At 50.6% G+C, this 24,826-nt stretch carries 20 protein-coding genes and 2 tRNA genes; 11 read left to right on the top strand and 11 right to left on the bottom strand.

The features are described from left to right. Positions 1–87 precede the first annotated feature (87 nt). Positions 88–4,704 carry an ATP-dependent helicase gene (locus A7Z06_RS09070; RefSeq protein WP_105279399.1) on the top strand — a complete coding sequence of 1,539 codons (4,617 nt, stop codon included), beginning with the start codon at positions 88–90 and terminating at the stop codon, positions 4,702–4,704. Positions 4,705–4,754: 50 nt separating this feature from the next. Here A7Z06_RS09070 and grxD read toward each other — a convergent pair whose 3' ends face one another. Continuing rightward, positions 4,755–5,102, bottom strand: coding sequence for a monothiol glutaredoxin 4 (gene grxD, locus A7Z06_RS09065; protein WP_000108172.1), 348 nt, complete (start codon positions 5,100–5,102; stop codon positions 4,755–4,757). 334 nt (positions 5,103–5,436) lie between these two features. Here grxD and mepH point away from each other — a divergent pair, with 334 nt between their 5' ends. After that, positions 5,437–6,264, top strand: coding sequence for a peptidoglycan DD-endopeptidase MepH (mepH, locus tag A7Z06_RS09060; protein ID WP_000101173.1), 828 nt, complete (start codon positions 5,437–5,439; stop codon positions 6,262–6,264). Positions 6,265–6,391: 127 nt separating this feature from the next. After that, the gene (gene sodB, locus A7Z06_RS09055; RefSeq protein ID WP_000007280.1) at positions 6,392–6,973 is read left to right on the top strand and encodes a superoxide dismutase [Fe]; all 582 of its coding nucleotides are present in this window, start codon (positions 6,392–6,394) and stop codon (positions 6,971–6,973) included. A gap of 145 nt (positions 6,974–7,118) precedes the next feature. Here the strand turns inward: sodB and A7Z06_RS09050 are convergent, their stop codons facing one another. Then, positions 7,119–8,288: an MFS transporter gene (locus A7Z06_RS09050; protein WP_000701028.1), complete on the bottom strand. Its 1,170-nt coding sequence runs from the start codon at positions 8,286–8,288 to the stop codon at positions 7,119–7,121. A 165-nt stretch (positions 8,289–8,453) separates the two neighbouring features. Continuing rightward, complete coding sequence (cydH, locus tag A7Z06_RS09045; protein ID WP_000102278.1) at positions 8,454–8,543, bottom strand: cytochrome bd-I accessory subunit CydH; 90 nt, start codon at positions 8,541–8,543, stop codon at positions 8,454–8,456. A gap of 297 nt (positions 8,544–8,840) precedes the next feature. On the opposite strand from cydH, the gene purR reads away from it, so the two are divergent. Continuing rightward, positions 8,841–9,866, top strand: coding sequence for an HTH-type transcriptional repressor PurR (purR, locus tag A7Z06_RS09035; RefSeq protein ID WP_000190978.1), 1,026 nt, complete (start codon positions 8,841–8,843; stop codon positions 9,864–9,866). Here purR and punR read toward each other — a convergent pair. Further along, positions 9,863–10,795 (bottom strand): DNA-binding transcriptional activator PunR, encoded by a 933-nt coding sequence (punR, locus tag A7Z06_RS09030; protein WP_000269487.1) that lies wholly within the window; start codon positions 10,793–10,795, stop codon positions 9,863–9,865. The two genes, purR and punR, sit on opposite strands and share 4 nt — an antisense overlap. A gap of 112 nt (positions 10,796–10,907) precedes the next feature. Between punR and punC the strand changes: the two genes are divergently transcribed. Both punC and cfa read left to right on the top strand, forming a co-directional pair. Next, entirely contained in the window at positions 10,908–12,119 is a 1,212-nt protein-coding gene (punC, locus tag A7Z06_RS09025; protein ID WP_001182342.1) for a purine nucleoside transporter PunC, read from the top strand. 289 nt (positions 12,120–12,408) lie between these two features. Then, the gene (gene cfa / locus A7Z06_RS09020; RefSeq protein ID WP_000098889.1) at positions 12,409–13,557 is read left to right on the top strand and encodes a cyclopropane fatty acyl phospholipid synthase; all 1,149 of its coding nucleotides are present in this window, start codon (positions 12,409–12,411) and stop codon (positions 13,555–13,557) included. Between the two features lie 48 nt (positions 13,558–13,605). On the opposite strand, the gene A7Z06_RS09015 is transcribed toward cfa, so the two are convergent. Beyond that, on the bottom strand, positions 13,606–14,232 hold the full coding sequence (locus A7Z06_RS09015; protein WP_000493959.1) for a riboflavin synthase: 627 nt from the start codon (positions 14,230–14,232) through the stop codon (positions 13,606–13,608). Between the two features lie 215 nt (positions 14,233–14,447). Between A7Z06_RS09015 and mdtK the strand changes: the two genes are divergently transcribed. Next, complete coding sequence (gene mdtK, locus A7Z06_RS09010) at positions 14,448–15,821, top strand: multidrug efflux MATE transporter MdtK (RefSeq protein ID WP_085460687.1); 1,374 nt, start codon at positions 14,448–14,450, stop codon at positions 15,819–15,821. 38 nt (positions 15,822–15,859) lie between these two features. On the opposite strand, the gene A7Z06_RS09005 is transcribed toward mdtK, so the two are convergent. After that, on the bottom strand, positions 15,860–17,116 hold the full coding sequence (locus tag A7Z06_RS09005) for an AIDA repeat-containing protein (protein WP_000534233.1): 1,257 nt from the start codon (positions 17,114–17,116) through the stop codon (positions 15,860–15,862). Between the two features lie 307 nt (positions 17,117–17,423). On the opposite strand from A7Z06_RS09005, the gene A7Z06_RS09000 reads away from it, so the two are divergent. From A7Z06_RS09000 to A7Z06_RS08985, 4 genes are all read left to right on the top strand, one after another. After that, a tRNA-Val gene (locus tag A7Z06_RS09000) sits at positions 17,424–17,500 on the top strand. 4 nt (positions 17,501–17,504) lie between these two features. Continuing rightward, positions 17,505–17,581 (top strand) — tRNA-Val (locus A7Z06_RS08995). A 106-nt stretch (positions 17,582–17,687) separates the two neighbouring features. Then, positions 17,688–17,993, top strand: a complete 306-nt coding sequence (locus A7Z06_RS08990; protein ID WP_000212675.1) for a monooxygenase — start codon at positions 17,688–17,690, stop codon at positions 17,991–17,993. Positions 17,994–18,118: 125 nt separating this feature from the next. Further along, positions 18,119–19,723 (top strand): FAD-NAD(P)-binding protein, encoded by a 1,605-nt coding sequence (locus tag A7Z06_RS08985; RefSeq protein ID WP_000716873.1) that lies wholly within the window; start codon positions 18,119–18,121, stop codon positions 19,721–19,723. Here the strand turns inward: A7Z06_RS08985 and ydhT are convergent, their stop codons facing one another. From ydhT to A7Z06_RS08960, 5 genes are all read right to left on the bottom strand, one after another. Continuing rightward, on the bottom strand, positions 19,724–20,536 hold the full coding sequence (gene ydhT, locus A7Z06_RS08980; RefSeq protein WP_000587605.1) for a protein YdhT: 813 nt from the start codon (positions 20,534–20,536) through the stop codon (positions 19,724–19,726). A gap of 3 nt (positions 20,537–20,539) precedes the next feature. Continuing rightward, a complete protein-coding gene (gene phsC / locus A7Z06_RS08975; RefSeq protein ID WP_001070022.1) occupies positions 20,540–21,325 on the bottom strand; it encodes a thiosulfate reductase cytochrome B subunit in 786 nt (261 codons plus the stop codon). Continuing rightward, on the bottom strand, positions 21,322–21,990 hold the full coding sequence (locus tag A7Z06_RS08970; protein WP_050545344.1) for a 4Fe-4S dicluster domain-containing protein: 669 nt from the start codon (positions 21,988–21,990) through the stop codon (positions 21,322–21,324). Before A7Z06_RS08970 ends, phsC begins: the two co-directional genes overlap by 4 nt. A 63-nt stretch (positions 21,991–22,053) precedes the next feature. Next, on the bottom strand, positions 22,054–22,704 hold the full coding sequence (locus tag A7Z06_RS08965) for a YdhW family putative oxidoreductase system protein (RefSeq protein WP_000019338.1): 651 nt from the start codon (positions 22,702–22,704) through the stop codon (positions 22,054–22,056). Positions 22,705–22,716: 12 nt separating this feature from the next. Next, on the bottom strand, positions 22,717–24,819 hold the full coding sequence (locus A7Z06_RS08960; RefSeq protein WP_001273488.1) for an aldehyde ferredoxin oxidoreductase: 2,103 nt from the start codon (positions 24,817–24,819) through the stop codon (positions 22,717–22,719). Between the last annotated feature and the right edge of the window lie 7 nt (positions 24,820–24,826).

The following is a 24,826-nucleotide window of genomic DNA, read 5'->3' as shown; positions in this document are numbered from 1 at the left end:
TCGATGCCTGATGACATGCAATGAATCAGGCATCTATAGTGAGGCTATTCCACGCATCATGCATGATATTCACGGGGAATAGCGTTAATGGCAGATAACCCAAATCCTTCATCGTCGCTGCCGGACGTTTTTTCACCGGCGACCCGCGACTGGTTTCTTCGCGCCTTTAAACAGCCGACCGCTGTTCAGTCACAAACCTGGCATGTGGCGGCACACGGTGAACATGCGCTGGTGATTGCACCAACAGGTTCCGGAAAAACGCTGGCCGCTTTTCTCTACGCCCTCGATCAACTCTTCCGCGAAGGCGGAGAACATGCAAGCGAAGCGCATAAGCGTAAAACCTCGCGCATCCTCTATATTTCACCAATTAAAGCCTTAGGCACCGACGTTCAACGCAACTTACAGATCCCGTTACAGGGCATTGCGGATGAGCGGCGGCAGCGTGGCGAAATGGAAGTCAACATTCGTGTGGGTATCCGCACTGGCGATACTCCCGCACAAGAACGCAGCAAACTGACCCGTAATCCGCCGGATATTCTGATAACCACGCCCGAATCACTCTATCTGATGCTGACCTCCCGCGCACGCGAAACGCTACGCGGCGTCGAAACGGTAATTATTGATGAAGTCCACGCGGTAGCGGGCAGTAAACGTGGTGCGCATCTGGCGTTAAGTCTGGAGCGACTCGATGCGCTGCTCCACACCTCAGCACAGCGAATTGGTCTTTCCGCTACCGTGCGCTCGGTCAGCGATGTGGCGGAATTTCTGGGTGGCGATCGCCCGGTCACGGTAGTCAACCCGCCCGCAATGCGCCATCCGCAAATCCGGATTGTCGTTCCTGTCGCCAATATGGATGATGTCTCATCAGTCACCATCGGCACCGGCGAAGACAGCCATGCAGGCAGAGAAGGATCAATTTGGCCATATATTGAAACCGGCATTCTTGATGAAGTGTTGCGCCATCGCTCGACCATTGTTTTCACCAATTCTCGCGGACTGGCGGAAAAACTGACGGCACGACTAAATGAGCTTTACGCTGCACGATTACAGCGTTCCCCGACTATCGCCGTTGATGCGGCAAATTTTGAGTCTACCTCCGGCGCAACCTCTAACCGCGTGCAAAGTAGCGACGTTTATATTGCCCGCTCACACCACGGCTCCGTCTCTAAAGAACAACGAGCAATCACCGAACAGGCGCTGAAATCGGGTGAATTACGCTGCGTGGTCGCCACTTCCAGTCTCGAACTGGGGATTGATATGGGCGCGGTGGATCTGGTGATTCAGGTGGCAACGCCGCTTTCTGTTGCCAGTGGGTTACAACGCATTGGGCGCGCCGGACACCAGGTCGGTGGCATCTCCAACGGGCTTTTCTTCCCCCGAACCCGGCGTGATTTAATCGATTCCGCCGTCATTGTGGAGTGTATGTTCGCAGGCAAGCTGGAAAACCTGACACCACCGCATAATCCACTCGACGTTCTGGCGCAGCAAACTGTTGCCGCTGCGGCGATGGACGCATTACAGGTGGACGAATGGTACGCCCGCGTGCGCCGTGCCGCACCGTGGAAAGATCTACCGAGGCGCGTTTTTGACACCACGCTGGATATGCTTTCCGGGCGCTATCCTTCTGGTGATTTTTCCGCTTTTCGCCCAAAACTTATCTGGGATCGGGAAAGTGGAATATTAACTGCGCGTCCAGGCGCCCAACTGCTGGCGGTGACCAGCGGTGGCACCATTCCGGATCGTGGCATGTACAGCGTGTTATTACCGGAAGGTGAAGAACAGGCCGGATCTCGTCGGGTAGGAGAACTGGATGAAGAGATGGTGTATGAATCGCGGGTGAATGACATTATCACCCTCGGTGCTACCTCCTGGCGGATCCAGCAAATTACCCGCGATCAGGTGATTGTGACGCCTGCGCCCGGACGCTCCGCCAGACTTCCCTTCTGGCGCGGCGAAGGAAACGGACGTCCGTCTGAATTAGGCGAGATGATCGGCGATTTTCTCCATTTGCTGGCGGATGGCGCGTTCTTTTCCGGGAGTATTCCCCCGTGGCTGGTGGAAGAAAATACGCTCGCCAATATTAAGGGACTGATTGACGAGCAGCGCAAAGCAACGGGCATTGTTCCTGGCAGCCGTCATCTGGTTCTCGAACGGTGCCGTGATGAAATTGGCGACTGGCGTATTATTTTGCACTCTCCCTATGGGAGACGCGTGCATGAACCCTGGGCGCTGGCGATTGCAGGACGAATACATGCACTATGGGGCGCTGACGCCTCAGTAGTTGCCAGTGATGACGGCATTGTTGCGCGCATTCCTGACACCGATGGTAAATTGCCTGACGCCGCCATTTTCTTGTTTGAACCAGAAAAATTGCTGCAAATTGTCCGCGAAGCGGTAGGCAGCTCGGCTCTTTTCGCCGCTCGTTTCCGTGAATGTGCCGCGCGGGCATTGCTGATGCCCGGCCGCACGCCGGGGCATCGCACGCCACTGTGGCAACAACGACTACGAGCCAGCCAGTTGCTGGAAATCGCCCAGGGTTATCCTGATTTTCCGATCATTCTCGAAACCCTACGTGAATGCCTGCAAGATGTTTATGATCTTCCCGCGCTGGAACGTTTGATGCGTCGCCTGAACGGTGGCGAAATACAAATATCCGATGTAACGACTAGTACGCCCTCGCCTTTCGCCGCCAGTTTATTGTTCGGCTATGTCGCGGAATTTATGTACCAGAGCGACGCCCCGCTGGCAGAGCGCCGGGCATCCGTATTGTCGCTCGACAGCGAGTTACTGCGCAATCTACTCGGTCAGGTCGATCCGGGTGAATTACTCGACCCGCAGGTCATACGCCAGGTGGAAGAAGAGTTACAGCGGCTAGCGGCTGGCAGAGAAGCGAAAGGTGAAGAAGGTTTGTTTGACCTGCTACGCGAACTGGGGCCAATGACCGTTGAGGATCTGGTACAACGGCATACAGGCAGCAGTGAAGAGATTGAGACGTATGTGGAAAACCTTCTCGCGGCAAAACGAATCTTCCCGGCGATGATTGCAGGTCAGAAGCACCTGGCCTGCATGGATGACGCAGCCAGGCTACGAGACGCCCTCGGTGTACCATTGCCGCACTCACTACCCGAAATCTACCTGCACCGCGTAAATTACCCGCTTCGCGATCTCTTTCTGCGCTATCTCCGGACTCATGCTTTGGTCACGGCGGAACAACTTGCCCGTGATTTTGGCCTCGGTATTGCCATTGTCGAAGAGCAACTTCAGCAACTGCGCGAACGGGGGCTGGTGATGAATCTGCAACAAGACGTCTGGGTGAGCGACGAAGTTTTCCGTCGTCTGCGCTTACGCTCGCTGCAGGCTGCCAGAGAAGCGACGCGTCCAGTTCCGTCTACAGTCTATGCGCGATTGCTGCTGGAATGTCAGGGCGTGTTGCCCGCTACCGATGGCAGCCCGGCGCTTTTTGCCGCAACGTCTACAGGCGTTTATGAGGGGGTGGATGGTGTCATGCGGGTGATCGAACAACTTGCCGGTGTTGGTTTACCCGCCTCGCTCTGGGAAAGCCAGATCCTGCCAGCCCGCGTGCGCGACTATTCGCCAGAAATGCTCGATGAACTGTTGGCAACCGGCGCAGTTATCTGGTCGGGGCAAAAAAAACTGGGCGATGATGACGGTCTGGTGGCTCTGCATTTGCAGGAATATGCCGCAGAATCGTTAACACCAGTAGAAAATGATCACGCAAAACGTTCAGCGATTCAGCAAGCGATTATCGCGGTTCTGGCTGACGGCGGCGCCTGGTTTGCGCAACAAATCGCTCAACGGGTAGGCGAGAAAATCGGTCAACCGGTAGATGCTTCGCCCCTGCAAGAAGCGTTATGGGAGCTGGTCTGGCAAGGCGTCATTTCCTGCGATATTTGGGCACCGTTACGCGCCCTCACCCGCAGCAGTACCAGCGCGCGTCCCTCAACTCGCCGCAGTCACCGGACCCGGCGTGGACGTCCTGCCTATACGTCGTCCATCTCGCCACTGGTATCTTACAACACGCCGAAGCTGGCTGGACGCTGGTCGTTATTACAGGTGGAGCCACTGAACGATACTGAAAGGATGCTGGCGCTGGCGGAAAATATGCTCGACCGCTACGGCATCGTCAGTCGTCAGGCGGTGATAGCCGAGAATATCCCTGGCGGATTTCCGTCAATGCAAACGCTTTGTCGAAGCATGGAAGACTCCGGGCGAATTATGCGTGGTCGTTTTGTTGAAGGTCTTGGCGGCGCGCAATTTGCTGATCGCCTGACTATTGACCGATTGCGCGATCTGGCGACACAAGCCACGCAGACGCGGCACTATACGCCAGTGGCGCTCTCTGCCAACGATCCGGCTAATGTGTGGGGAACTCTCCTGCCCTGGCCTGCACATCCGGCAACGCTGGTTCCAACGCGTCGGGCGGGTGCGCTGGTGGTCGTTTCTGGCGGCAAATTGTTACTCTATCTGGCGCAAGGTGGCAAAAAAATGCTGGTCTGGCAGGAAAAAGAGGAATTACTCGCCGCAGAGGTTTTCCAGGCGCTGACTACCGCACTGCGTCGCGAACCACGGCTGCGCTTTACGCTGACAGAAGTGAATGATCAACCCGTCCGGCAAACGCCGATGTTTACGCTGCTGCGTGAAGCGGGATTTTCAAGTTCGCCACAAGGGCTGGATTGGGGATAGATAAAGCACTGACGGATGCTTGTTTGCATCCGTCAGTATTGCAGGACGGATTACTCCGCGTCCGGCTCTTCAGACTTGTATTTAGCGGCAGTTTCTTTGATCAGCTGTTGCAGTTCGCCGCGCTGATACATTTCGATCACGATATCACAGCCGCCTACCAGTTCGCCGTCAACCCACAGTTGCGGGAAAGTCGGCCAGTTAGCGTATTTCGGCAGTTCCGCACGAATGTCCGGATTTTGCAGGATATCAACATAGGCAAAACGTTCGCCACATGCGGCAAGCGCCTGGACTGCCTGGGCAGAGAAACCGCAGCTCGGCAGTTTCGGTGAACCTTTCATGTACAGCAGGATCGGGTTTTCAGCAATCTGGCGTTGGATTTTTTCGATAGTGGTGCTCATTGTCTTGCTTCCTCAAACTTCTTTACGGCAGTAATCTGACATTGTAGCGGGTCAGTGCGGCAACGGAAAATAACATTTTCATCACGCTTTTGCTATTTTATCCCTTTGCTCTATATGTTGCATTTCAAATATTCTTTTCTTCTCTGGCACGCAGCAACGTGGTGTTTTTATAACCATTTTTAGCTTTGCCTGCTGCATTTTTTTGCGCTCGCCGACGAAACGTATTTTTTAACAATAAAAGCTATTAACTTTCTCTTCTTCTATGCATTAGAATCATCAAGTTTTGTAAATCAGACGCAGGCATGATAGACCTGCCTTAACAGAGGGACGCTCAGTGGCGCGGATAAACCGTATTTCGATCACGCTCTGTGCTTTACTTTTTACCACCCTGCCTTTAACGCCTATGGCACATGCTTCAAAGCAAGCCAGGGAGAGTTCTGCTACCACTCACATCACCAAAAAAGCAGATAAAAAGAAAAGCACGGCAACCACCAAAAAGACCAATAAAGCCAGCCAGAAAACAGCGAAAAAAGCCGCCAGTAAAAGTACTACTAAAAATAAAACTGCTTCTTCCGTTAAAAAATCCTCCATTACAGCTTCTAAAAACGCCAAAACTCGCAGCAAACAAGCCGTCAATAAAACGGCGTCAGTCAGCTTTACGGAAAAATGCACCAAACGTAAAGGCTATAAGTCACGTTGTGTGAAAGTCAAGAATGCCACACAGGGAACCATCGCCGACGCGCATAAAGCCAAAGTACAGAAAGCCACAAAAGTGGCTATGAATAAGCTGATGCAGCAAATTGGCAAACCATATCGCTGGGGCGGCAGCTCACCGCGTACCGGTTTTGATTGCAGCGGACTGGTTTATTACGCGTATAAAGATCTGGTGAAGATCCGTATTCCACGCACGGCTAACGAAATGTATCACCTGCGTGACGCCGCGCCGATCGATCGCAGCGAACTGAAAAACGGCGACCTTGTCTTCTTCCGCACTCAGGGGCGCGGAACCGCCGATCACGTTGGCGTGTATGTCGGCAACGGCAAATTTATTCAGTCACCACGCAGTGGTCAGGAAATTAAAATCACTTCGTTAAGTGAAGATTACTGGCAACGCCACTATGTTGGCGCTCGTCGGGTGATGACCCCAAAAACACTTCGCTAAAACTTTACCCTGTTGTTACGGCAACAGGGTAAGTTCATCTTTTGTATCACCTTTTAATTTGCTACCCTATCCATACGCACAATAAGGCTATTGTACGTATGCCAATTAATAATAAAGGAGAGTAGCAATGTCATTTGAATTACCTGCACTACCATATGCTAAAGATGCTCTGGCACCGCACATTTCTGCGGAAACTATCGAGTATCACTACGGCAAACATCATCAGACTTATGTCACTAACCTGAACAACCTGATCAAAGGTACTGCGTTTGAAGGTAAATCACTGGAAGAGATTATTCGCAGCTCTGAAGGTGGTGTATTCAATAACGCCGCTCAGGTCTGGAACCACACTTTCTACTGGAACTGCCTGGCGCCAAACGCGGGTGGCGAACCGACGGGTAAACTGGCTGAAGCTATCGCCGCTTCTTTTGGCAGCTTTGCCGATTTCAAAGCTCAGTTTACTGATGCTGCGATCAAAAACTTTGGTTCTGGCTGGACCTGGCTGGTGAAAAACAGCGATGGCAAACTGGCTATCGTTTCCACTTCTAACGCAGGTACTCCGCTGACCACCGATGCGACTCCACTGCTGACCGTTGATGTCTGGGAACACGCTTATTACATCGACTATCGCAATGCACGTCCGGGTTATCTGGAGCACTTCTGGGCGCTGGTAAACTGGGAATTCGTAGCGAAAAATCTCGCCGCATAATCACTGATGGCAAATGCAGCATTGCCTGATGCGCTACGCTTATCAGGCCTACGCGGATGAGGCATTAACACCACATCCGGCAAGATAAATCGCACTTTGCCTGCAAACTGTAACGCAGAAGGTTATCCTTCTGCGTTTTTGTTTATTAGCTGTTGGCAACGCAAACTGCTTCAGGTTGTTTTCTGGCTGACATAAATACCAGCAACAATGCCAGCCCCGCGACAATCGCCCCCATCACCGGCACAAAACTGTATCCCAGACCACCGGAAATCACTGCACCACCGGCTGCGGCACCCAGCGCATTTCCAAGGTTAAAGGCACCAATATTTACTGATGAAGACAAACCCGGCGCTTCGCTGGCAACGCGCATCACACGCATCTGCAACGGCGGTACGACAGCAAAGGTTGCAGCGCCCCACACCACCATGCTAATAGCCGCGCCAAACTCATTTCGCGCAAGGAACGGGATCGCGAGCATAATCACCATCAGCAGCAGCAAAAAGCCTTTCAACGTGCCGTTAACTGAACGATCTGCAAGTTTGCCGCCGAGAAAGTTACCGATAGAGAATCCGACACCAATCAGCACCAGCATTGCCGTGACGAACACCGGCGTTGCGTGAGTGATACTTTGCAGTACCGGAGAAATATAGGTGTAGAGGGTGAACATTGCGCCAGCGCCCAGCACCGTCGTCAGCAATGCAGACAGCACCTGTGGACGCAACAGTACCGCCAGCTCTTTTTTCACGTCAGGCCGCGCCCCTGCGCCACCTTTAGGTAAAGAGAAGAACAGGCTCACCATTGAAATCACACCCAGCCCCGCCGTTGCCAGAAATGACATACGCCAGCCAATAGTTTCCCCAAGCCAGGTTGCCGCCGGAACGCCACCGATATTCGCGAGGGTTAAGCCCATAAACATAGTTGCAACTGCGCTGGCCTGTTTATGTTTTGGCACCACGCTTGCTGCCACGACAGACCCCAGGCCAAAAAACGCCCCGTGATTCAGGCTGGTTAAAATGCGTGAAAGCATCAGCGTCATATAATCCGGTGCGATGGCAGAAAGTACGTTACCGAGGGTGAAAATCGCCATCAGGAAAATCAGCGCACTGCGGCGGGCACGATGAGAAAGCAGAAGCGTCATCAATGGCGCGCCAACCATCACGCCAACCGCATAGGCGCTGATTAACATTCCGGCAGCGGGAATCGAGACATCCACACCACGCGCAATAACGGGCAACAAGCCCATTGGCGAGAATTCCGTTGTCCCGATACCAAATGCGCCAATTGCCAGCGCCAGCAACGGATAGTTAATTTTCATGCCTAATCTCCACCTCTTCGCGTCATCACGCGATGTTCATCAAAGTGGCGAAAGCATGACATCAATCACAAAAGAATGAAAATAACAAAAAGAGAAAACACTTTTGCCATTTTGCTAACAAAGAGGAAGGAGATGTGAGGGAGAACGCGCTCCCTCGAGGGGAAATCAGTGTAACGCGGCAGTCAAACCCACGGCCACGATCAAACCAAGAACGATAATGGTTGTTACCAGTGAAAATTTAAGGTCGGTGCTCATCAAGTTTTCTCCTTTTTATTACCCCACAAAAAGTGATATTACGCATTTTTACATACTGTGATGAAAAAATCTCCCGCCATTTATAATGATAAGTGTTTTTACTACTTCCCCTTTTCATCAAGATCGGCCAAAATTCCACGCTTACACTATTTGCGTACTGGCCATTGACCCCTTCCTGACGCTCTGTGTCATTTTCCCGGCGTACCGCAACACTTTTGTTGTGCGTAAGGTGTGTAAAGGCAAACGTTTACCTTGCGATTTTGCAGGAGCTGAAGTTAGGGTCTGGAGTGAAATGGAATGGCAACAATAAAAGATGTAGCGAAACGAGCAAACGTTTCCACTACAACTGTGTCACACGTAATCAACAAAACACGTTTCGTCGCTGAAGAAACGCGCAATGCTGTGTGGGCAGCGATCAAAGAATTACACTACTCCCCTAGCGCGGTGGCGCGTAGCCTGAAGGTTAACCACACCAAGTCTATCGGTTTGCTGGCGACCAGCAGCGAAGCGGCCTATTTCGCCGAGATCATTGAAGCGGTAGAAAAAAATTGCTTCCAGAAAGGCTACACGCTGATTCTGGGCAATGCGTGGAACAATCTTGAGAAACAGCGGGCTTATCTGTCGATGATGGCGCAAAAACGCGTCGATGGCCTGCTGGTGATGTGTTCGGAGTATCCGGAACCGTTGCTGGCGATGCTGGAAGAGTATCGCCATATCCCGATGGTGGTGATGGACTGGGGTGAAGCAAAAGCAGACTTTACCGATGCGGTTATCGATAACGCTTTTGAAGGCGGTTACATGGCCGGGCGCTATCTGATTGAACGCGGTCACCGCGAAATTGGCGTTATTCCTGGTCCTCTGGAGCGTAACACCGGTGCAGGTCGTTTGGCGGGCTTTATGAAAGCGATGGAAGAAGCCATGATCAAAGTGCCGGAAAACTGGATTGTGCAAGGTGACTTTGAGCCTGAATCAGGTTATCGCGCCATGCAGCAAATCCTGTCGCAACCACACAGACCTACCGCTGTCTTCTGTGGCGGCGATATTATGGCGATGGGCGCGCTCTGTGCCGCTGATGAAATGGGTCTGCGCGTCCCGCAGGATGTTTCGCTGATCGGTTATGATAACGTGCGCAACGCTCGCTACTTTACCCCGGCACTGACCACTATCCATCAGCCAAAAGATTCACTGGGTGAAACGGCGTTCAATATGCTGTTGGATCGTATCGTCAACAAACGCGAAGAACCGCAGTCAATTGAAGTTCATCCACGGTTGATTGAACGTCGCTCCGTGGCTGATGGCCCGTTCCGCGACTATCGTCGTTAATCATCCGTTGCGGGAGTCTCTTCCGGCTCCCGCAGCCACTCCTTATTCAGCGTCTCACTATCGCCGAGATACTCAAGCAACCAGGTTAAAGCAGGCGACATATCATTCTGCTGCCAGGTCAGACAACATGCTGAATCAGGGAATGGATTTTCCAGTTCTAGAGCTACCCACTTCCCCTCATTAAGCCACGGTTTGGCGAAATGTGTCGGCACCATACCGATGCATAACCCAGCCGAAATACACGTTGCCGATGATTCCCAGTCCGGTACAACAAGGCGCTTTTGGTTATCCAGCAGCCAGGTAATACGTTTTGGTAGCGTCCGCGAGGTGTCTTCGCGCACCAGCGATGGCCAGTTGCGCAACGTATCATCGCTGAATGGCCCATTCATTGACGCAAGCGGATGATGACGGGCAACAACACAACTCCAGCTCAACATCCCCATATCACGGAAGGCGTAACGACCGCCCACCGGAATCGCTCGTGTCGCGCCAATCGCCAGTTCCACGCGCCCGTCAGAAAGCGCATCCCAGACACCATTGAATACTTCCTGAAATACCAGAAGTTCAACGTCATCAAAATGGCGATAGAAATCAACGATCATCTGCCGTGTACGTTCTGGCCTGACGATATTATCCACCGCAATGGCTAACTGACCGCGCCAGCCGTTCGCAATCTGCTGACATTGCTGGCGAGTGATCTGCATTTTTTTGACAACAGAGCGCCCTTCTTTGAGAAACCACGCCCCGGCAGCGGTCAGTTCCACATCACGATGACGCCGTTCAAAAAGCGGCACCGCCAGCCACTCTTCCAGCTGACGCACGGTATAGCTGACCGCTGAAGGAACGCGATGCAACTCCTGAGCCGCAGCACTAAAACTGCCATTACGCGCTACCGCATCAACCACTTCGAGAGAATACTCAGACCACATAGTTTGCCTGCAAAATTTTTGAAACCAGTCATCAAATATTACCGTTTCACAACAGGAATTTCACTCCCTACACTTTGCGACGGTGTTTAATTGAGAAATTTAGAGAATATACATGCAACCTGGGAAAAGATTTTTAGTCTGGCTGGCGGGTTTGAGCGTACTCGGTTTTCTGGCAACCGATATGTATCTGCCCGCTTTCGCCGCCATTCAGGCCGATTTGCAAACGCCTGCGTCTGCTGTCAGTGCCAGCCTTAGTCTGTTCCTTGCCGGTTTTGCCGCAGCCCAACTTCTATGGGGGCCGCTCTCCGACCGTTATGGTCGTAAACCGGTGTTATTAATCGGCCTGACAATTTTTGCATTAGGTAGTCTGGGGATGTTATGGGTGGATAACGCCATCACTCTGCTGGTATTACGGTTTGTGCAAGCGGTTGGTGTCTGTGCCGCCGCAGTTATCTGGCAGGCGTTGGTGACGGATTACTATCCTTCACAAAAAGTGAATCGTATTTTCGCCACGATCATGCCATTGGTGGGACTCTCTCCTGCCCTTGCTCCTCTTTTAGGTAGCTGGCTGCTGGTTCATTTTTCCTGGCAGGCGATTTTCGCCACCTTGTTTGCCATTACAGTGGTGCTGATTCTGCCCATTTTCTGGCTTAAACCCACGACTAAAGCACGTAACGATAGTCAGGATGGACTGACCTTTACCGATCTGCTGCGTTCAAAAACTTATCGCGGCAACGTGCTGATTTATGCAGCCTGTTCAGCCAGTTTCTTTGCCTGGCTGACCGGTTCACCGTTCATCCTTAGCGAGATGGGCTATAGCCCGGCAGTCATTGGTTTAAGTTATGTACCACAAACCATCGCGTTTCTGATTGGTGGTTATGGCTGTCGCGCAGCATTGCAAAAATGGCAAGGCAAACAATTATTACCGTGGCTGCTGGCGCTGTTTGCTGTCAGCGTCGTGGCGACCTGGGCTGCTGGCTTCATTAGCCATGTTTCGCTGGTCGAAATCCTGATCCCATTCTGTGTGATGGCTATTGCCAACGGCGCAATCTACCCGATTGTTGTCGCCCAGGCGCTGCGCCCCTTCCCACATGCGACCGGCCGCGCTGCAGCATTGCAGAACACATTGCAACTGGGACTGTGCTTCCTCGCAAGCCTTGTGGTTTCCTGGCTTATCAGCGTTAGCACACCTCTGCTCACCACCACCTGCGTGATGTTATCGACCGTGGTACTGGCTTCTCTGGGTTACATGATGCAACGTTGTGAAGAACCTGGTTGCCAGAATCATGGTAATGCCGAAGTCGCTCATAGCGAATCACATTGATCTATATCGACATCTTTATACTTAGGCTGCTAACAAAATTTTGTTGTATGATTGAAATTAGCGGCCTATACTAATTTCCAGTTGTTAAGATTACGATAAATATTATGTTTTTATGGGGACAGGAGCGTTCCCGGATTGCTATGGATGGTCATTTCGGCAAGGGTTCCTCCTTTCCCTCTGTTCTACGTCGGATTATAGACTCGCGGATTTTCTGCGAGATTTCTCACAAAGCCCAAAAAGCGTCTACGCTGTTTTAAGGTTCTGATCACCGACCAGTGATGGAGAAACTATGAGTTCATCGTGTATAGAAGAAGTCAGCGTACCGGATGACAACTGGTACAGAATCGCCAACGAATTACTTAGCCGCGCCGGTATAGCCATCAACGGTTCTGCCCCGGCGGATATTCGTGTTAAAAACCCCGATTTTTTTAAACGCGTTCTGCAGGAAGGATCGTTGGGGTTAGGCGAAAGTTATATGGATGGCTGGTGGGAATGTGACCGACTGGATATGTTTTTTAGCAAAGTCTTACGCGCAGGTCTCGAAAACCAACTCCCCCATCATTTCAAAGACACTCTGCGCATCGCAGGCGCTCGTCTCTTCAATTTGCAGAGTAAAAAACGTGCCTGGATAGTCGGCAAAGAGCATTACGATCTGGGTAATGACCTGTTCAGCCGTATGCTTGATCCCTTCATGCAGTATTCCTGCGCTTACTGGAAAGATGCCGATAATCTGGAATCTGCCCAACAAGCGAAGCTTAAAATGATCTGTGAAAAATTGCAGTTGAAACCAGGGATGCGCGTACTGGATATTGGCTGCGGCTGGGGCGGACTGGCGCACTACATGGCGTCTAACTATGACGTAAGTGTGGTGGGTGTCACCATTTCTGCTGAACAGCAGAAAATGGCTCAGGATCGCTGCGAAGGTCTGGATGTCACCATATTGCTGCAAGATTACCGTGACCTGAACGATCAATTTGACCGCATTGTTTCAGTGGGAATGTTCGAACACGTCGGGCCGAAAAATTACAACACCTATTTTGAGGTGGTAGATCGCAATCTGAAACCGGAAGGTATTTTCCTGTTACATACTATCGGCTCGAAAAAAACCGATCTGAATGTTGATCCGTGGATTAATAAATATATTTTCCCGAACGGTTGCCTGCCCTCTGTGCGCCAGATCGCTCAATCCAGCGAACCACACTTTGTGATGGAAGACTGGCATAACTTTGGCGCCGATTACGATACCACGCTGATGGCCTGGTATGAACGATTCCTCGCCGCCTGGCCGGAAATTGCGGATAATTACAGTGAACGCTTTAAACGGATGTTTACCTATTATCTGAATGCTTGCGCTGGTGCTTTCCGCGCCCGTGATATTCAACTCTGGCAAGTGGTGTTCTCTCGAGGAGTCGAAAACGGTCTTCGGGTTGCACGCTAAATGTTATTCTATCGCCCCCGTTTGGGGGCGATATCATATTTCAGTCCGTTATTGATTCAACGCCTTTTCCCGCATCGCCAGCACACGTTCTACCGTATCTACCACTGCCTGAGTTTGTGGATCGATTTCAATATTGACGCGTGCACCGAGTTTTTTCTTACCGAGGGTGGTACGTTCCAGCGTTTCTGGAATTAAATGCACGCAGAAACGTGTTGACGTTACTTCGCCGACGGTCAGGCTAATACCGTCGATTCCGATAAATCCTTTGTACAGGATATATTTCATCAACTGACTATCCTGCACTTTAAACCAGATCTGGCGATTATTTTCAGAGGTTAATATTTTCGCTACTTCAGCGGTGGTCATAATATGACCCGACATTAAATGCCCGCCAATTTCATCACTGAATTTAGCCGCACGCTCTACGTTTACCCAATCCCCAACCTGTAAATCGCCAAGATTAGTAATGCGTAACGTCTCTTTCATCAGATCAAAACTGATATGGTTACCGTTGATTTCCGTCACGGTCAGGCAACAACCGTTGTGTGCCACAGACGCACCGGTCTCCAGACCATCCAGCATATAGTCAGGTAACTCAACCACATGAGTACGAAAATTTGGTTTCTCGTCAATCGACACCAGTTTTGCAGTGCCCTGCACTATCCCCGTAAACATACTTACAACTCCTGAAATCAGTTAAGGCATTCTGTTCAGCACAATAGCAGGTGGGAAACACCCTTACCAGTAAAGGGGGCTGAATGGTTATTTTTTCACTGGAGAATTAATAAATCCTCGCTACAATAGACTGAATTTCCCCTGCTTCTTCTTTTTGCTGCCCATTCAGGCGGCTTTTTAGTCTCTCATATAACAACAATATAAAAGGTGTTCACGTGCAGAAGTATATCAGTGAAGCGCGTCTGTTATTAGCATTAGCAATCCCGGTGATTCTCGCGCAAATCGCCCAAACAGCGATGGGTTTTGTCGATACTGTCATGGCGGGCGGCTATAGCGCCACCGACATGGCGGCGGTCGCCATTGGTACATCTATCTGGCTCCCGGCTATTCTTTTCGGTCACGGACTGCTGCTTGCGTTGACGCCAGTGATCGCGCAATTGAATGGTTCTGGTCGCCGTGAACGCATAGCGCATCAGGTACGACAAGGTTTCTGGCTAGCCGGCTTTGTCTCGGTGCTCATTATGGTGGTTCTGTGGAATGCGGGTTATATCATCCGCTCCATGCAAAATATCGATCCGGCGCTCGCCGATAAAGCGGTAGGTTACCTGCGTGCACTGCTGTGGGGTGCTCCGGGCTATCTGTTCTTTCAGGTCGCGCGTAACCAGTGTGAAGGGCTGGCAAAAACCAAACCTGGGATGGTGATGGGTTTTATTGGCCTGCTGGTGAACATTCCGGTCAACTATATCTTTATTTATGGTCATTTCGGAATGCCTGAACTCGGTGGCGTCGGTTGTGGTGTAGCGACGGCGGCTGTGTATTGGGTGATGTTCCTCGCCATGGTTTCTTATATTAAACATGCCCGTTCCATGCGCGATATCCGCAACGAAAAAGGCACCGCGAAACCCGATTCCGCCGCATTGAAACGACTGGTGCAGCTTGGTCTACCTATCGCGCTGGCGTTGTTCTTTGAAGTGACACTGTTTGCTGTAGTGGCGCTGTTGGTATCCCCGCTCGGTATTATCGATGTGGCAGGCCACCAGATTGCACTGAACTTTAGTTCACTGATGTTCGTGCTTCCAATGTCGCTGGCCGCAGCGGTAACCATCCGTGTAGGTTATCGTCTGGGCCAGGGTTCAACGCTGGATGCACAAACAGCCGCGCGGACAGGACTTATGGTTGGTGTTTGTATGGCGACTCTGACCGCAATTTTCACGGTTTCACTGCGGGAACAGATTGCCCTGCTGTATAACGATAATCCAGAGGTCGTAACGCTGGCGGCACATTTAATGTTGCTGGCGGCGGTGTATCAGATTTCTGATTCCATACAGGTTATCGGCAGTGGGATTTTGCGTGGTTATAAAGATACGCGGTCGATTTTTTATATTACCTTTACGGCGTATTGGGTATTAGGCTTGCCGAGCGGCTACATTCTGGCGCTGACCGATCTGGTGGTTGAGCCAATGGGGCCAGCAGGTTTCTGGATCGGCTTTATTATTGGCCTGACTTCTGCCGCTATTATGATGATGCTGCGTATGCGTTTCCTGCAACGTCTGCCATCAGCCATCATTCTGCAACGCGCAGCTCGCTAAAAAACAAGGCGCAACCTTCACAGATTGCGCCTTAGTTTTTATTCGGGCTGGAGCGTTGCGCCAATCCTGTCTTCGTCAGGTTGCAGTTTAAGCGCACTGCAAATTGGTTGCCGACTGGCATCCGTTATCTCAACGAGGATATTGCCACTAACTTCCCCTTTCACATTGATGAAGTCAGGTGAAATTTCTTTCGCGCTGGTTTGCAGGCAAATCGTTCCCTCTCCGTGCAGGCGTTTCACTTTCAGTTGCACATGTGTTGCCGCAGAAGTGATCAGCCACACTTTTCCGCCATCGAGATTGACGTTGCCAACATTTAAAGTGACGTTGTCACCTTTTACCGTACTGCCATCGAGAATCAACACGCCACCCTGCTGTACCGTAACCGTTGATTGTTGCAGATCTGCACCATAGCCAATAATCATTGAAGCACCGTCCAGAACGGCAACACTCCCGGTCAGTTCAACCGGTGCTCGATCTTCTTCTACAACAAAATTTTCGTCCGCGCTGGTGGGTGACATCAGGATCACCGTCCCACCTTGTATGACCGCGTTTTCCAGCGTACCAGCATGCACTTCAGCCCGACCACCAGCATTAACGGCCAGGTTTTGCGTCTTACCGGAACTATAAAGCTGAAGGCCATCCGTCCCCAGACGGTAAATGGCTCCATTTTCAACAATGGTATTATCGTCTTCACCACCGAGATTATTCATGGTGCCACCAGCAAGCAACGTATCACTGGCTTTCCCCGCCAGCATAAAAACGCCGCCCTGATTAATCTCACAATTGCCGGCTTCCCCACCCGGATACACCAACAATTCACCGCCATCATCCACTATTGCTGATGAAGCCGTCCCGTTGACCAATAAACCACCAGCCTGATCGAGAATAATTTTTTCTGCCCGATGACCTTCCAGTACGCGCAAATTTCCGCCATTCTCCAGCAACAAACCGCAGGCATAGCCCTTATCAACGCTAAATTCACCTTCGGGATGGCGACCATTAACAGTAGCGAGCGTTGAGAGGCTAATTGCTCCACCGTCAGATTGAACAATGTCTGTGGCAATTGCACCGTCACTGACCGATAGCGTGCCATTGTTGCCATATTGTGTGCCTTTGGCGATCCCACCAGTTTCCACTTTCAGCCAACCCGCATCTGTCACTACGGTGTTTTCTGCTCTTCCGCCTGTCTCAACGAGCAACTCACCGTCAGTAAGTTGAGTCGCGCTAATGACCTCGCCGGTCTTAACAATTTGCACTTTCCCGTCGCTCATCAAGTTTTTTGCATCAGATCCCATGATTTATTCCTTTGCTGCATCTGTGTGCCCTTATCGCTACCTAAGTGTAAAGGCTACGGAGGATTTATCCACGATAGAATTGATTTGCTGGCAAACGACTCGGTTTATATCCTGATGCGCGAGATAGTGGGTTGTGTCAGATGTAAATGCGATCCTGAATAAAAATCGCCCTTGCAAATCAACAAAATATAGCCAATTTGCTTAAAAGCTCTGCAAACGGTCGAAATACCGCAGAAAATTACGTTTTGCCTCTTGCCACCTTCCCACTCTGCCGCTAATATTCGTCCCCGTTGTCACCTACAACGTTGCGTTCATAGCTCAGTTGGTTAGAGCACCACCTTGACATGGTGGGGGTCGTTGGTTCGAGTCCAATTGAACGCACCATCCTGCGTCCGTAGCTCAGTTGGTTAGAGCACCACCTTGACATGGTGGGGGTCGGTGGTTCGAGTCCACTCGGACGCACCAGATTTCTTAATCTGGTCTTCTCCCTTTTCCCTCTGTTTCTTCTCTGTATCCAATACGTTAAAAGATTTACACTGTCTTCGTATGCGTTATCAGAAGGAGAATCGCTATGGCAACTTTGTTACAACTTCATTTTGCTTTTAATGGCCCACTTGGCGACGCAATGGCTGAGCAGCTTAAACCGCTTGCCGAGTCGATTAATCAGGAACCTGGTTTTCTGTGGAAGGTATGGACGGAAAGTGAAAAGAACCGCGAAGCCGGTGGGATCTACCTTTTCACTGATGAAAAAAGCGCCCTTGCCTATCTGGATAAACATACTGCCCGTCTGAAGAACCTCGGCGTTGCAGAAGTTATCGCCAAAGTTTTCGATATCAATGAGCCACTGAGTCAAATCAATCAAGCAAAACTCGCCTGACAAGTCTCCATGAAGGGCGGTTAGCGCCCTTTTCATCTCTGTCTGAAATTTCCCAAATTCTAAAAATATCAACCAAACTTATCTGATAACACTAAATTCAAAAGAATACATTCAGGTAAGTAACAATGAAAAAAATTGCCATTGTGGGTGCCGGACCAACAGGGATCTACACTCTCTTCTCGCTTTTACAGCAACCAACGCCGCTTTCTATTTCCATCTTCGAACAAGCTGACGAGGCCGGTGTCGGAATGCCGTACAACGACGAAGAAAACTCTAAATTAATGCTGGCAAATATTGCCAGCATTGAAATACCGTCGATTTATTGTACGTATCTCGAATGGCTACAAAAGCAAGATGCCAGCCATCTACAACGTTACGGCGTTAAAAAAGAAACCTTGCACGATCGTCAGTTTTTACCGCGTATTTTGCTGGGAGAATATTTCCGCGATCGATTTTTACGATTAGTAGATCAGGCGCGACAGCAAAAATTTGAAGTGGCTATTTATGAATCATGCCAGGTTACCGATCTGCAAATTACAAATGCTGGCGTGATACTTGCTACAAATCAGGATTTACACACAGAGACGTTTGATTTAGCGGTAATAGCCACCGGTCACGTCTGGCCTGATGAAGAAGAAGCAACCCGAACGTATTTTCCCAGCCCGTGGTCGGGTCTGATGGAAGCAAAGATCGATGCCTGTAACGTGGGCATTATGGGAACATCCTTGAGCGGACTGGATGCAGCAATGGCCGTTGCTATTCAGCATGGTTCGTTTATTGAAAAAGATAATCAAAAAATTAGCTTTCAACGCGATATTAGCAGTGAAAATCTGCACATTACGTTGATGTCACGCACGGGCATTTTACCGGAAGCCGATTTCTATTGCCCCATCCCCTACGAACCGTTACGCATCGTCACAGAACAGGCCTTAAATACAGAAATAGAAAAAGGTGCAGAAGGCCTGTTGGATCGGGTATTCAAATTGATACAGCAAGAAATTAATTCTGCCGATCCAGACTGGAGCCAACGCATAGCGTTAGAGCGCCTCAATGTCGATACCTTTGCGCAAACCTGGTTTGCCGAGCGTAAACAGCATGACTCTTTTGGCTGGGCGGAAGAAAACTTAGCCGAAGTCGAGCAACATAAACGGCAAAAACATACCGTCCCCTGGCGTTATGTCATTCTGCGTTTGCATGAAGCTGTACAGGAAATTGTGCCGCATCTGAATGAACACGACCATAAGCGATTCAGTAAAGGTCTTGCCAGAGTCTTTATCGATAATTATGCGGCAATCCCTTCAGAATCTATAAGACGATTACTGGCCTTACGCGAAGCCGGGATCATTCATATTCTCGCCCTCGGTGAGGACTACGAGATGGAAAACAACGAAACGCGCACAATTCTGAAAACAGCGGATAACAGCTACTCGTTTGATGTTTTTATTGATGCCCGAGGCCAACGTCCACTCAAAGTGAAAGATATTCCTTTCCCTGGGCTACGCGAACAATTGCAGAAAACAGGCGAGGAAATCCCTGATGTTGGTGAAGATTATACGCTACAGCAACCTGAAGAAGTTCGTGGTCGCGTGGCGTTCGGTGCTTTACCCTGGCTGATGCACAACCGGCCTTTCGTCCAGGGACTTACGGCTTGTGCAGAAATTGGCGAGGCTATGGCGCAGGCCATTGTAAAACCTGCATCCCGTGCACGTCGGCGTCTTTCGGTTGATTAATCAGCACTCAACAAACTGATGCTGTGCATTGAGACGATAGCGGACTCCGGCACGGATATTGTTTTCACCTTCAATGGCGACGGCGAAGCGCACTCTTTCGCCATCATGATATGCCAGTGCGGCGCTGCCACCAGGCCCGAGGACAATCGAGTCAACCACGCCCGTACTGACTACTGTTGAGTTAGCACCGCTGGCAATGATGTGAACATTATCACCGCTGTTAGCAATTTTCGCGTTTGCGCCAAAGCTGGCAATTTGTACCAGATCGCCATTACTGGCGACATGACACCTTTCACCTGGAGTACAGACGCGTACTCGCATCCCGGCATTCGCAATACGGCTACCATCTCCGGCACTGCTGATTCGAGTCGAGTTACCCACCACTGCCACGCGGGCACGCTCGCCTGAGCTGCCAATATGGCTGTTAAAACCCACACTAGCCATCCGTACGCTGTAGCCCGTGCTGGCAATTTGCGCCGCATAACCTGCTGTAACTATTCTGGCGTTATCGTCGCAACACCCGACGCGTGCGTTATCCTCGGCACTGGAGAACTGGCGGCAAAATGTTGGTTCCTCTGGTTCTGTGACCAGTTTTTGCATAGAAGAAACTTCCTGGCGGGCAAAGTTTTCGTCTGTCAGCCATTTGTTCCATGCATACTCAACCAGACTATCTGCCCAATCTGTATACCCTTCGTCGATCAGCGCATGGTGAACATCGGCATAGCTGCCGTCCTGCGGAAAATGGCGCAAAAACCAGCGGTATATGACCGCTCCTACACGCCACTCTCGCAGGTTCTCTCGCGTAATGATCATACGTTAATGTCGGTGATAGCCATCGATCATACATTTAAAGGTTTCGTGCGGAGTACGCCCCGTAGTGCAAAGATAGAGATGACCGAAGATGAAAAAGAGGCTAATAAATGCCAGAGCAAAATGCGCTTGTAATAACCAGTATCTTACGCCAGGAAACGCATCGCCCACGACTTGCGGATAGAGACACAACAGCCCCGTCACCAGTAACAACGGCAGTAATCCATACATCACCCCGACATAGGCTACCTGCTGTAAGGGATTAAATTTAGACTGCATTGTCGCTGGAAAAGGGTGCGCTTCCCCCTGCATAATGCCAGACAGATAAAATCGCGTTTGTTTCGCCGCTCGCCCCAGCCACCCTTGACGGCGAATGCGATAGTGGTGACCATTACCCCCAACGGCATTAATCAGAACAAAGCCAAGCCAGCATACCAGTAACAAGAATCCACAAACTTCATGCACAGCAACCAGACTTTTGACCGCAGCTGCGCCCACCAGCGCAAAGTGATTAATTAGCCCACTTGCCAGCAACAATACGAAGAGTAATGCGTTCGACCAGTGCCATAATCTGACCGCCTTGCTGTAAAGATAAATCTTCTCACCATGATCGGTGGCTGATTTCTTCACACCACGAGCACGAAGCAAAGCGTGCAGGCCCAGGACTAACCACATCCCAACCAGCAATAGCCCGGCAATGACCAGCCACACCGGCCAAAATTCAGGGGTGAACTGTGGTACATAGTTCGCCAACTGGCTCTGAAACTGTTCAGCATTTTGCGACGGGTTCATACATTTTCCTTCTTAATCAAATGTTGACCGAACCGGCGATACAAATGCGGTTTCCCGGCACCAGGTAGCTGATATTGATAGTATTTATTTTCCTGTAACCACGCCTGAATTTCTGGGCTATCTTCGCGGCCAAAGATCAATGCGTGTTCCGGGCAGGCGCTGACGCAAATGGGCGGAAACCCTTTTGCCAGCCGGGACTCGGCGCAGAAATCACATTTATCCGCTACTTTAGTCACAGGGTTAAGGTAACGAACCTGGTACGGACAAGCGCCAATGCAATAACTGCAGCCGATGCACTGCGATTTTTCTACCCGCACGATCCCCTGCTCATCACGCCACGACGCCCCTGTTGGGCAAACGTCAATGCAAGGAGCATCTTCGCAGTGCTGGCATGACTGGCGAAAAAAGTGATACAGCGTTTCGTTGTCGTTATCGGTGACAGGAATGTGTGCTATCGATAAACGGCTTCCCTGAGCAGGAACGTAATTGGTCTTGCGACATGCACGGGCGCAAATATTACAACCATTGCACCGTGACTCATCGTGAATCATGGCATACCGAACTTCCTTTTCTTGCCTGGTGTTCGCTAACAGCGAAGACGCAGAACCAGTAAAAAAGATTACTGTTCCCATCCCCAGAACAAATTTGCGTCGAGTGAAGGACATCTGATTATCCCCTAATGCAGTGGCTGCAACTGTCCACCCTGTCCATGACATTTCCCTGAAATTTCAGGGATTCTGAAACTGCTCTACCTCGAACCATTCGCATAAGCCATAAGCCTTGCCATAGCTCATATACCGCTCACTAAACAGGTACAGCACCGCTGTCGATGACTCAACCTGGCGTATATCGGCATATTCAGGGGCAACATCCATCGCGGCTATCGCGGCTTCAATCTGCGCGTCCTGGAAGTAATATGGCGCTTGCCTCAGCATGGCGACTTTGTAGGGTCGCGGATACGTCTGGCACTCAAAACGAACGACATGAGCAATGGCGCGACAAATGTCCTGCTCCACAACTTGCAAAGACATCGCCGCGTAGTTTTCGCTCATGGCCTGCGTTGAGTAATAGTAATCATCGTGAGTTCCTGTGATACAGGCGATATCCGCGTAGTCTCCGTTCTGTTTTATGCCTTCCAGCAAAACAGACAGATCCTCTTCAGCAACCGAATAGGGTGGCGAGAGAAACACGCCGCGCGCCACCAGTTGACCCGTTACCGAATGCTGGCGGATAAACTCTGCCAGGACGTCTGTAGGTTCTGGTTCTGCGATGTCTTCACTGACCGTATCACCGGTGTGACGCATCCCCTGCAACCATTGACGCTTCACCTCATCAACTTCGCTGACGCCGGGTAGCGGCAGCTCATCCTGATGGCTCATCTCACCTATTCCTTACGCCGGAAGCAGATTGTGTGCAGCCAGATCGGTGGCAATATCTTCCAACCCCAGACGCTGCAACGTTTCACGTGTCGGACAACCGAGTTGTGGATCCCAGCCCATTTCCTTGTAGAACATCGTGAGAGACGCGTACATATCGTCGCGATCCATTTTGTCAGTTCCTTCGGTAAAGACCGGGATCTGCGGATCCTTGTCGAATACCCAGGAGCAAATAAGATCGTGCTCATTACGCATATCTTTGGTTTGCATCAGTTTTACCGTGTAAGCACGATGCAGTGTAAAGATACGTTCAGCGGCTAAATCTAATTTTTCCTGGGTCATCTCTTCACCGGTGATCGCTTTGAAGAATTTGGCTTCTAAAGCAAGGTCACCACGGTAATTACGGCTCTTCAGCGGCGAAACGGTCATTGGCCAGACCCAGTTGCACAGGGTGACGGCGTTATGCAAACAGACCCGCAACAGTGACCATTTGGCATATTTAATTTTTGCGTCATTGAGCGGCGTGTAGTTTTTGGTTTCGTCGTAAGCATCTTCAGAGCCAAAAAGCTCTTTCGCCACTTCACGCTGCAATTTCAACGGCAGACCGGAACCAATAAAGTTAATGTGGGTGTGCGTCATGCAATCGCGGTTGAACATGCAGTTAACAATGGAACCAACTTGCGCCGAGGCTTCATTAGCATGGTGAACCGGATAGCCAAATGGTGACCAGAGTTTATTTTTCGCGTAACCCCAATACTCTTCGCCCAAATTCCAGCGTTCCGCAATGGCATATGAGCCATCAGCCAGGTGGCTCAACTCACCCACGCGATGCGCCAGACGGTAGTAAAAATCTTTGATGAAGTTAACGTCACCCGCTTCCAGCTGATCCCAGCGAATTTCCGCATACTCTTCAGCAGGCAGAACGCGTTTGAACACGCCTTTGCTGTAGCAATACGAAAAATCTCGATGTAGCTGCCCGTAGTTACACCACAGACCATAGTCATCAAACAGATTCAGACCAACCAGATTACCAATGACACGACCATCGTCTTTATCTTCAAAATCTTTCGGCCCGTTCGGGAAGATGGTGGTATGGACAAAGTTTGCTACACAAGTGTTACCGCCGGTGCTGGGCACGCCGAACTCTTTGACCCGAGGAATGTTCATCTGGGTCATACAACGAATTGGGCAAGAGTGGCAGCCGCTCATTTTTACCGTGTATTTCTCTGCCGCCGGACCTAAGTCAAAAACGGATTTATAGGTGCGAAAACCGACCGTGTTCTGATTTCCCGGCGGGATCTCTCCTGTTTCAATCGGGCCGCCTTCCGCCGCTCCCCAGAACAAACCTTTACGCGCCGTCCAGCGAGACTTGGGATCGGAGTACTCCGCCCACGATTGCGGTGTACTTGGCACCACATGGTTGTTATTAGCCCCGATAAGTTCGGTCATCATGTAGTCATTGAGACGTTTCATTTCCTGACGATCGGCAATGTTGACCCCCTTAGTCCCTTCAACTGCAATCGCCTTGAGGTTTTTCGACCCCATTATTGCGCCAGTTCCCGCGCCACCGCTGTGATTACGGCTATTCAACATGCCAGAGAGCGGCACAAGGTTTTCGCCAGCCTGACCAATAGCTGCCACACAGGTTTCCGGGCTGGTCAAACGACAAATTTCTTCCGTCGTGGCTCGCGTCCCTTTACCCCATAGGAAATCTGCTTTTTCAAGGGTAACTTTGTCATCTTTAATATTCAGCCAAACCGGTGATTTCGCTTTCCCTTCGATAATAATGACGTCGTATCCAGCGAATTTCATTTGCGCGGCAAAAAAGCCGCCCATATGGGCATCGACGACTAAATTTCCTTTGGTAAAAGTGGAAAGTGAGGTGATATTTACGCGAGAACTACAGGGAGCACCAGAGCCAGTTAATGGCCCTGTAGCGAAGACTAATTTATTCGCTTCATCGAAAGGTTTAGTGCCAGCCGGCACTTCGTCATACATAATTTTGTAGCCAAAGCCCATGCCACCGACAAAACTTTTAAACTTACTGGAATCTTCGAGGGTAATATTTCCTGTCGTGAGATTGACTCTTAATATATTACCTGTCCAACCGTTAGCCATGATTTTT

This window comes from Escherichia sp. MOD1-EC6819 (genome assembly GCF_002965765.1).
Classification (GTDB): domain Bacteria; phylum Pseudomonadota; class Gammaproteobacteria; order Enterobacterales; family Enterobacteriaceae; genus Escherichia; species Escherichia ruysiae.
This window is presented reverse-complemented; position numbering and strand designations above follow the sequence as displayed.

What these genes read in the sequence shown, in the direction of transcription:
- A7Z06_RS09070 (WP_105279399.1), top strand. Translation starts at nt 88, where the DNA reads ATGGCAGATAACCCAAATCCTTCATCGTCGCTGCCGGACGTTTTTTCA.
- grxD (WP_000108172.1), bottom strand. Translation starts at nt 5,102, where the DNA reads ATGAGCACCACTATCGAAAAAATCCAACGCCAGATTGCTGAAAACCCG.
- sodB (WP_000007280.1), top strand. Translation starts at nt 6,392, where the DNA reads ATGTCATTTGAATTACCTGCACTACCATATGCTAAAGATGCTCTGGCA.
- A7Z06_RS09050 (WP_000701028.1), bottom strand. Translation starts at nt 8,288, where the DNA reads ATGAAAATTAACTATCCGTTGCTGGCGCTGGCAATTGGCGCATTTGGT.
- cydH (WP_000102278.1), bottom strand. Translation starts at nt 8,543, where the DNA reads ATGAGCACCGACCTTAAATTTTCACTGGTAACAACCATTATCGTTCTT.
- purR (WP_000190978.1), top strand. Translation starts at nt 8,841, where the DNA reads ATGGCAACAATAAAAGATGTAGCGAAACGAGCAAACGTTTCCACTACA.
- punR (WP_000269487.1), bottom strand. Translation starts at nt 10,795, where the DNA reads ATGTGGTCTGAGTATTCTCTCGAAGTGGTTGATGCGGTAGCGCGTAAT.
- punC (WP_001182342.1), top strand. Translation starts at nt 10,908, where the DNA reads ATGCAACCTGGGAAAAGATTTTTAGTCTGGCTGGCGGGTTTGAGCGTA.
- cfa (WP_000098889.1), top strand. Translation starts at nt 12,409, where the DNA reads ATGAGTTCATCGTGTATAGAAGAAGTCAGCGTACCGGATGACAACTGG.
- A7Z06_RS09015 (WP_000493959.1), bottom strand. Translation starts at nt 14,232, where the DNA reads ATGTTTACGGGGATAGTGCAGGGCACTGCAAAACTGGTGTCGATTGAC.
- A7Z06_RS09005 (WP_000534233.1), bottom strand. Translation starts at nt 17,116, where the DNA reads ATGGGATCTGATGCAAAAAACTTGATGAGCGACGGGAAAGTGCAAATT.
- A7Z06_RS08990 (WP_000212675.1), top strand. Translation starts at nt 17,688, where the DNA reads ATGGCAACTTTGTTACAACTTCATTTTGCTTTTAATGGCCCACTTGGC.
- A7Z06_RS08985 (WP_000716873.1), top strand. Translation starts at nt 18,119, where the DNA reads ATGAAAAAAATTGCCATTGTGGGTGCCGGACCAACAGGGATCTACACT.
- ydhT (WP_000587605.1), bottom strand. Translation starts at nt 20,536, where the DNA reads ATGATCATTACGCGAGAGAACCTGCGAGAGTGGCGTGTAGGAGCGGTC.
- phsC (WP_001070022.1), bottom strand. Translation starts at nt 21,325, where the DNA reads ATGAACCCGTCGCAAAATGCTGAACAGTTTCAGAGCCAGTTGGCGAAC.
- A7Z06_RS08970 (WP_050545344.1), bottom strand. Translation starts at nt 21,990, where the DNA reads ATGTCCTTCACTCGACGCAAATTTGTTCTGGGGATGGGAACAGTAATC.
- A7Z06_RS08965 (WP_000019338.1), bottom strand. Translation starts at nt 22,704, where the DNA reads ATGAGCCATCAGGATGAGCTGCCGCTACCCGGCGTCAGCGAAGTTGAT.
- A7Z06_RS08960 (WP_001273488.1), bottom strand. Translation starts at nt 24,819, where the DNA reads ATGGCTAACGGTTGGACAGGTAATATATTAAGAGTCAATCTCACGACA.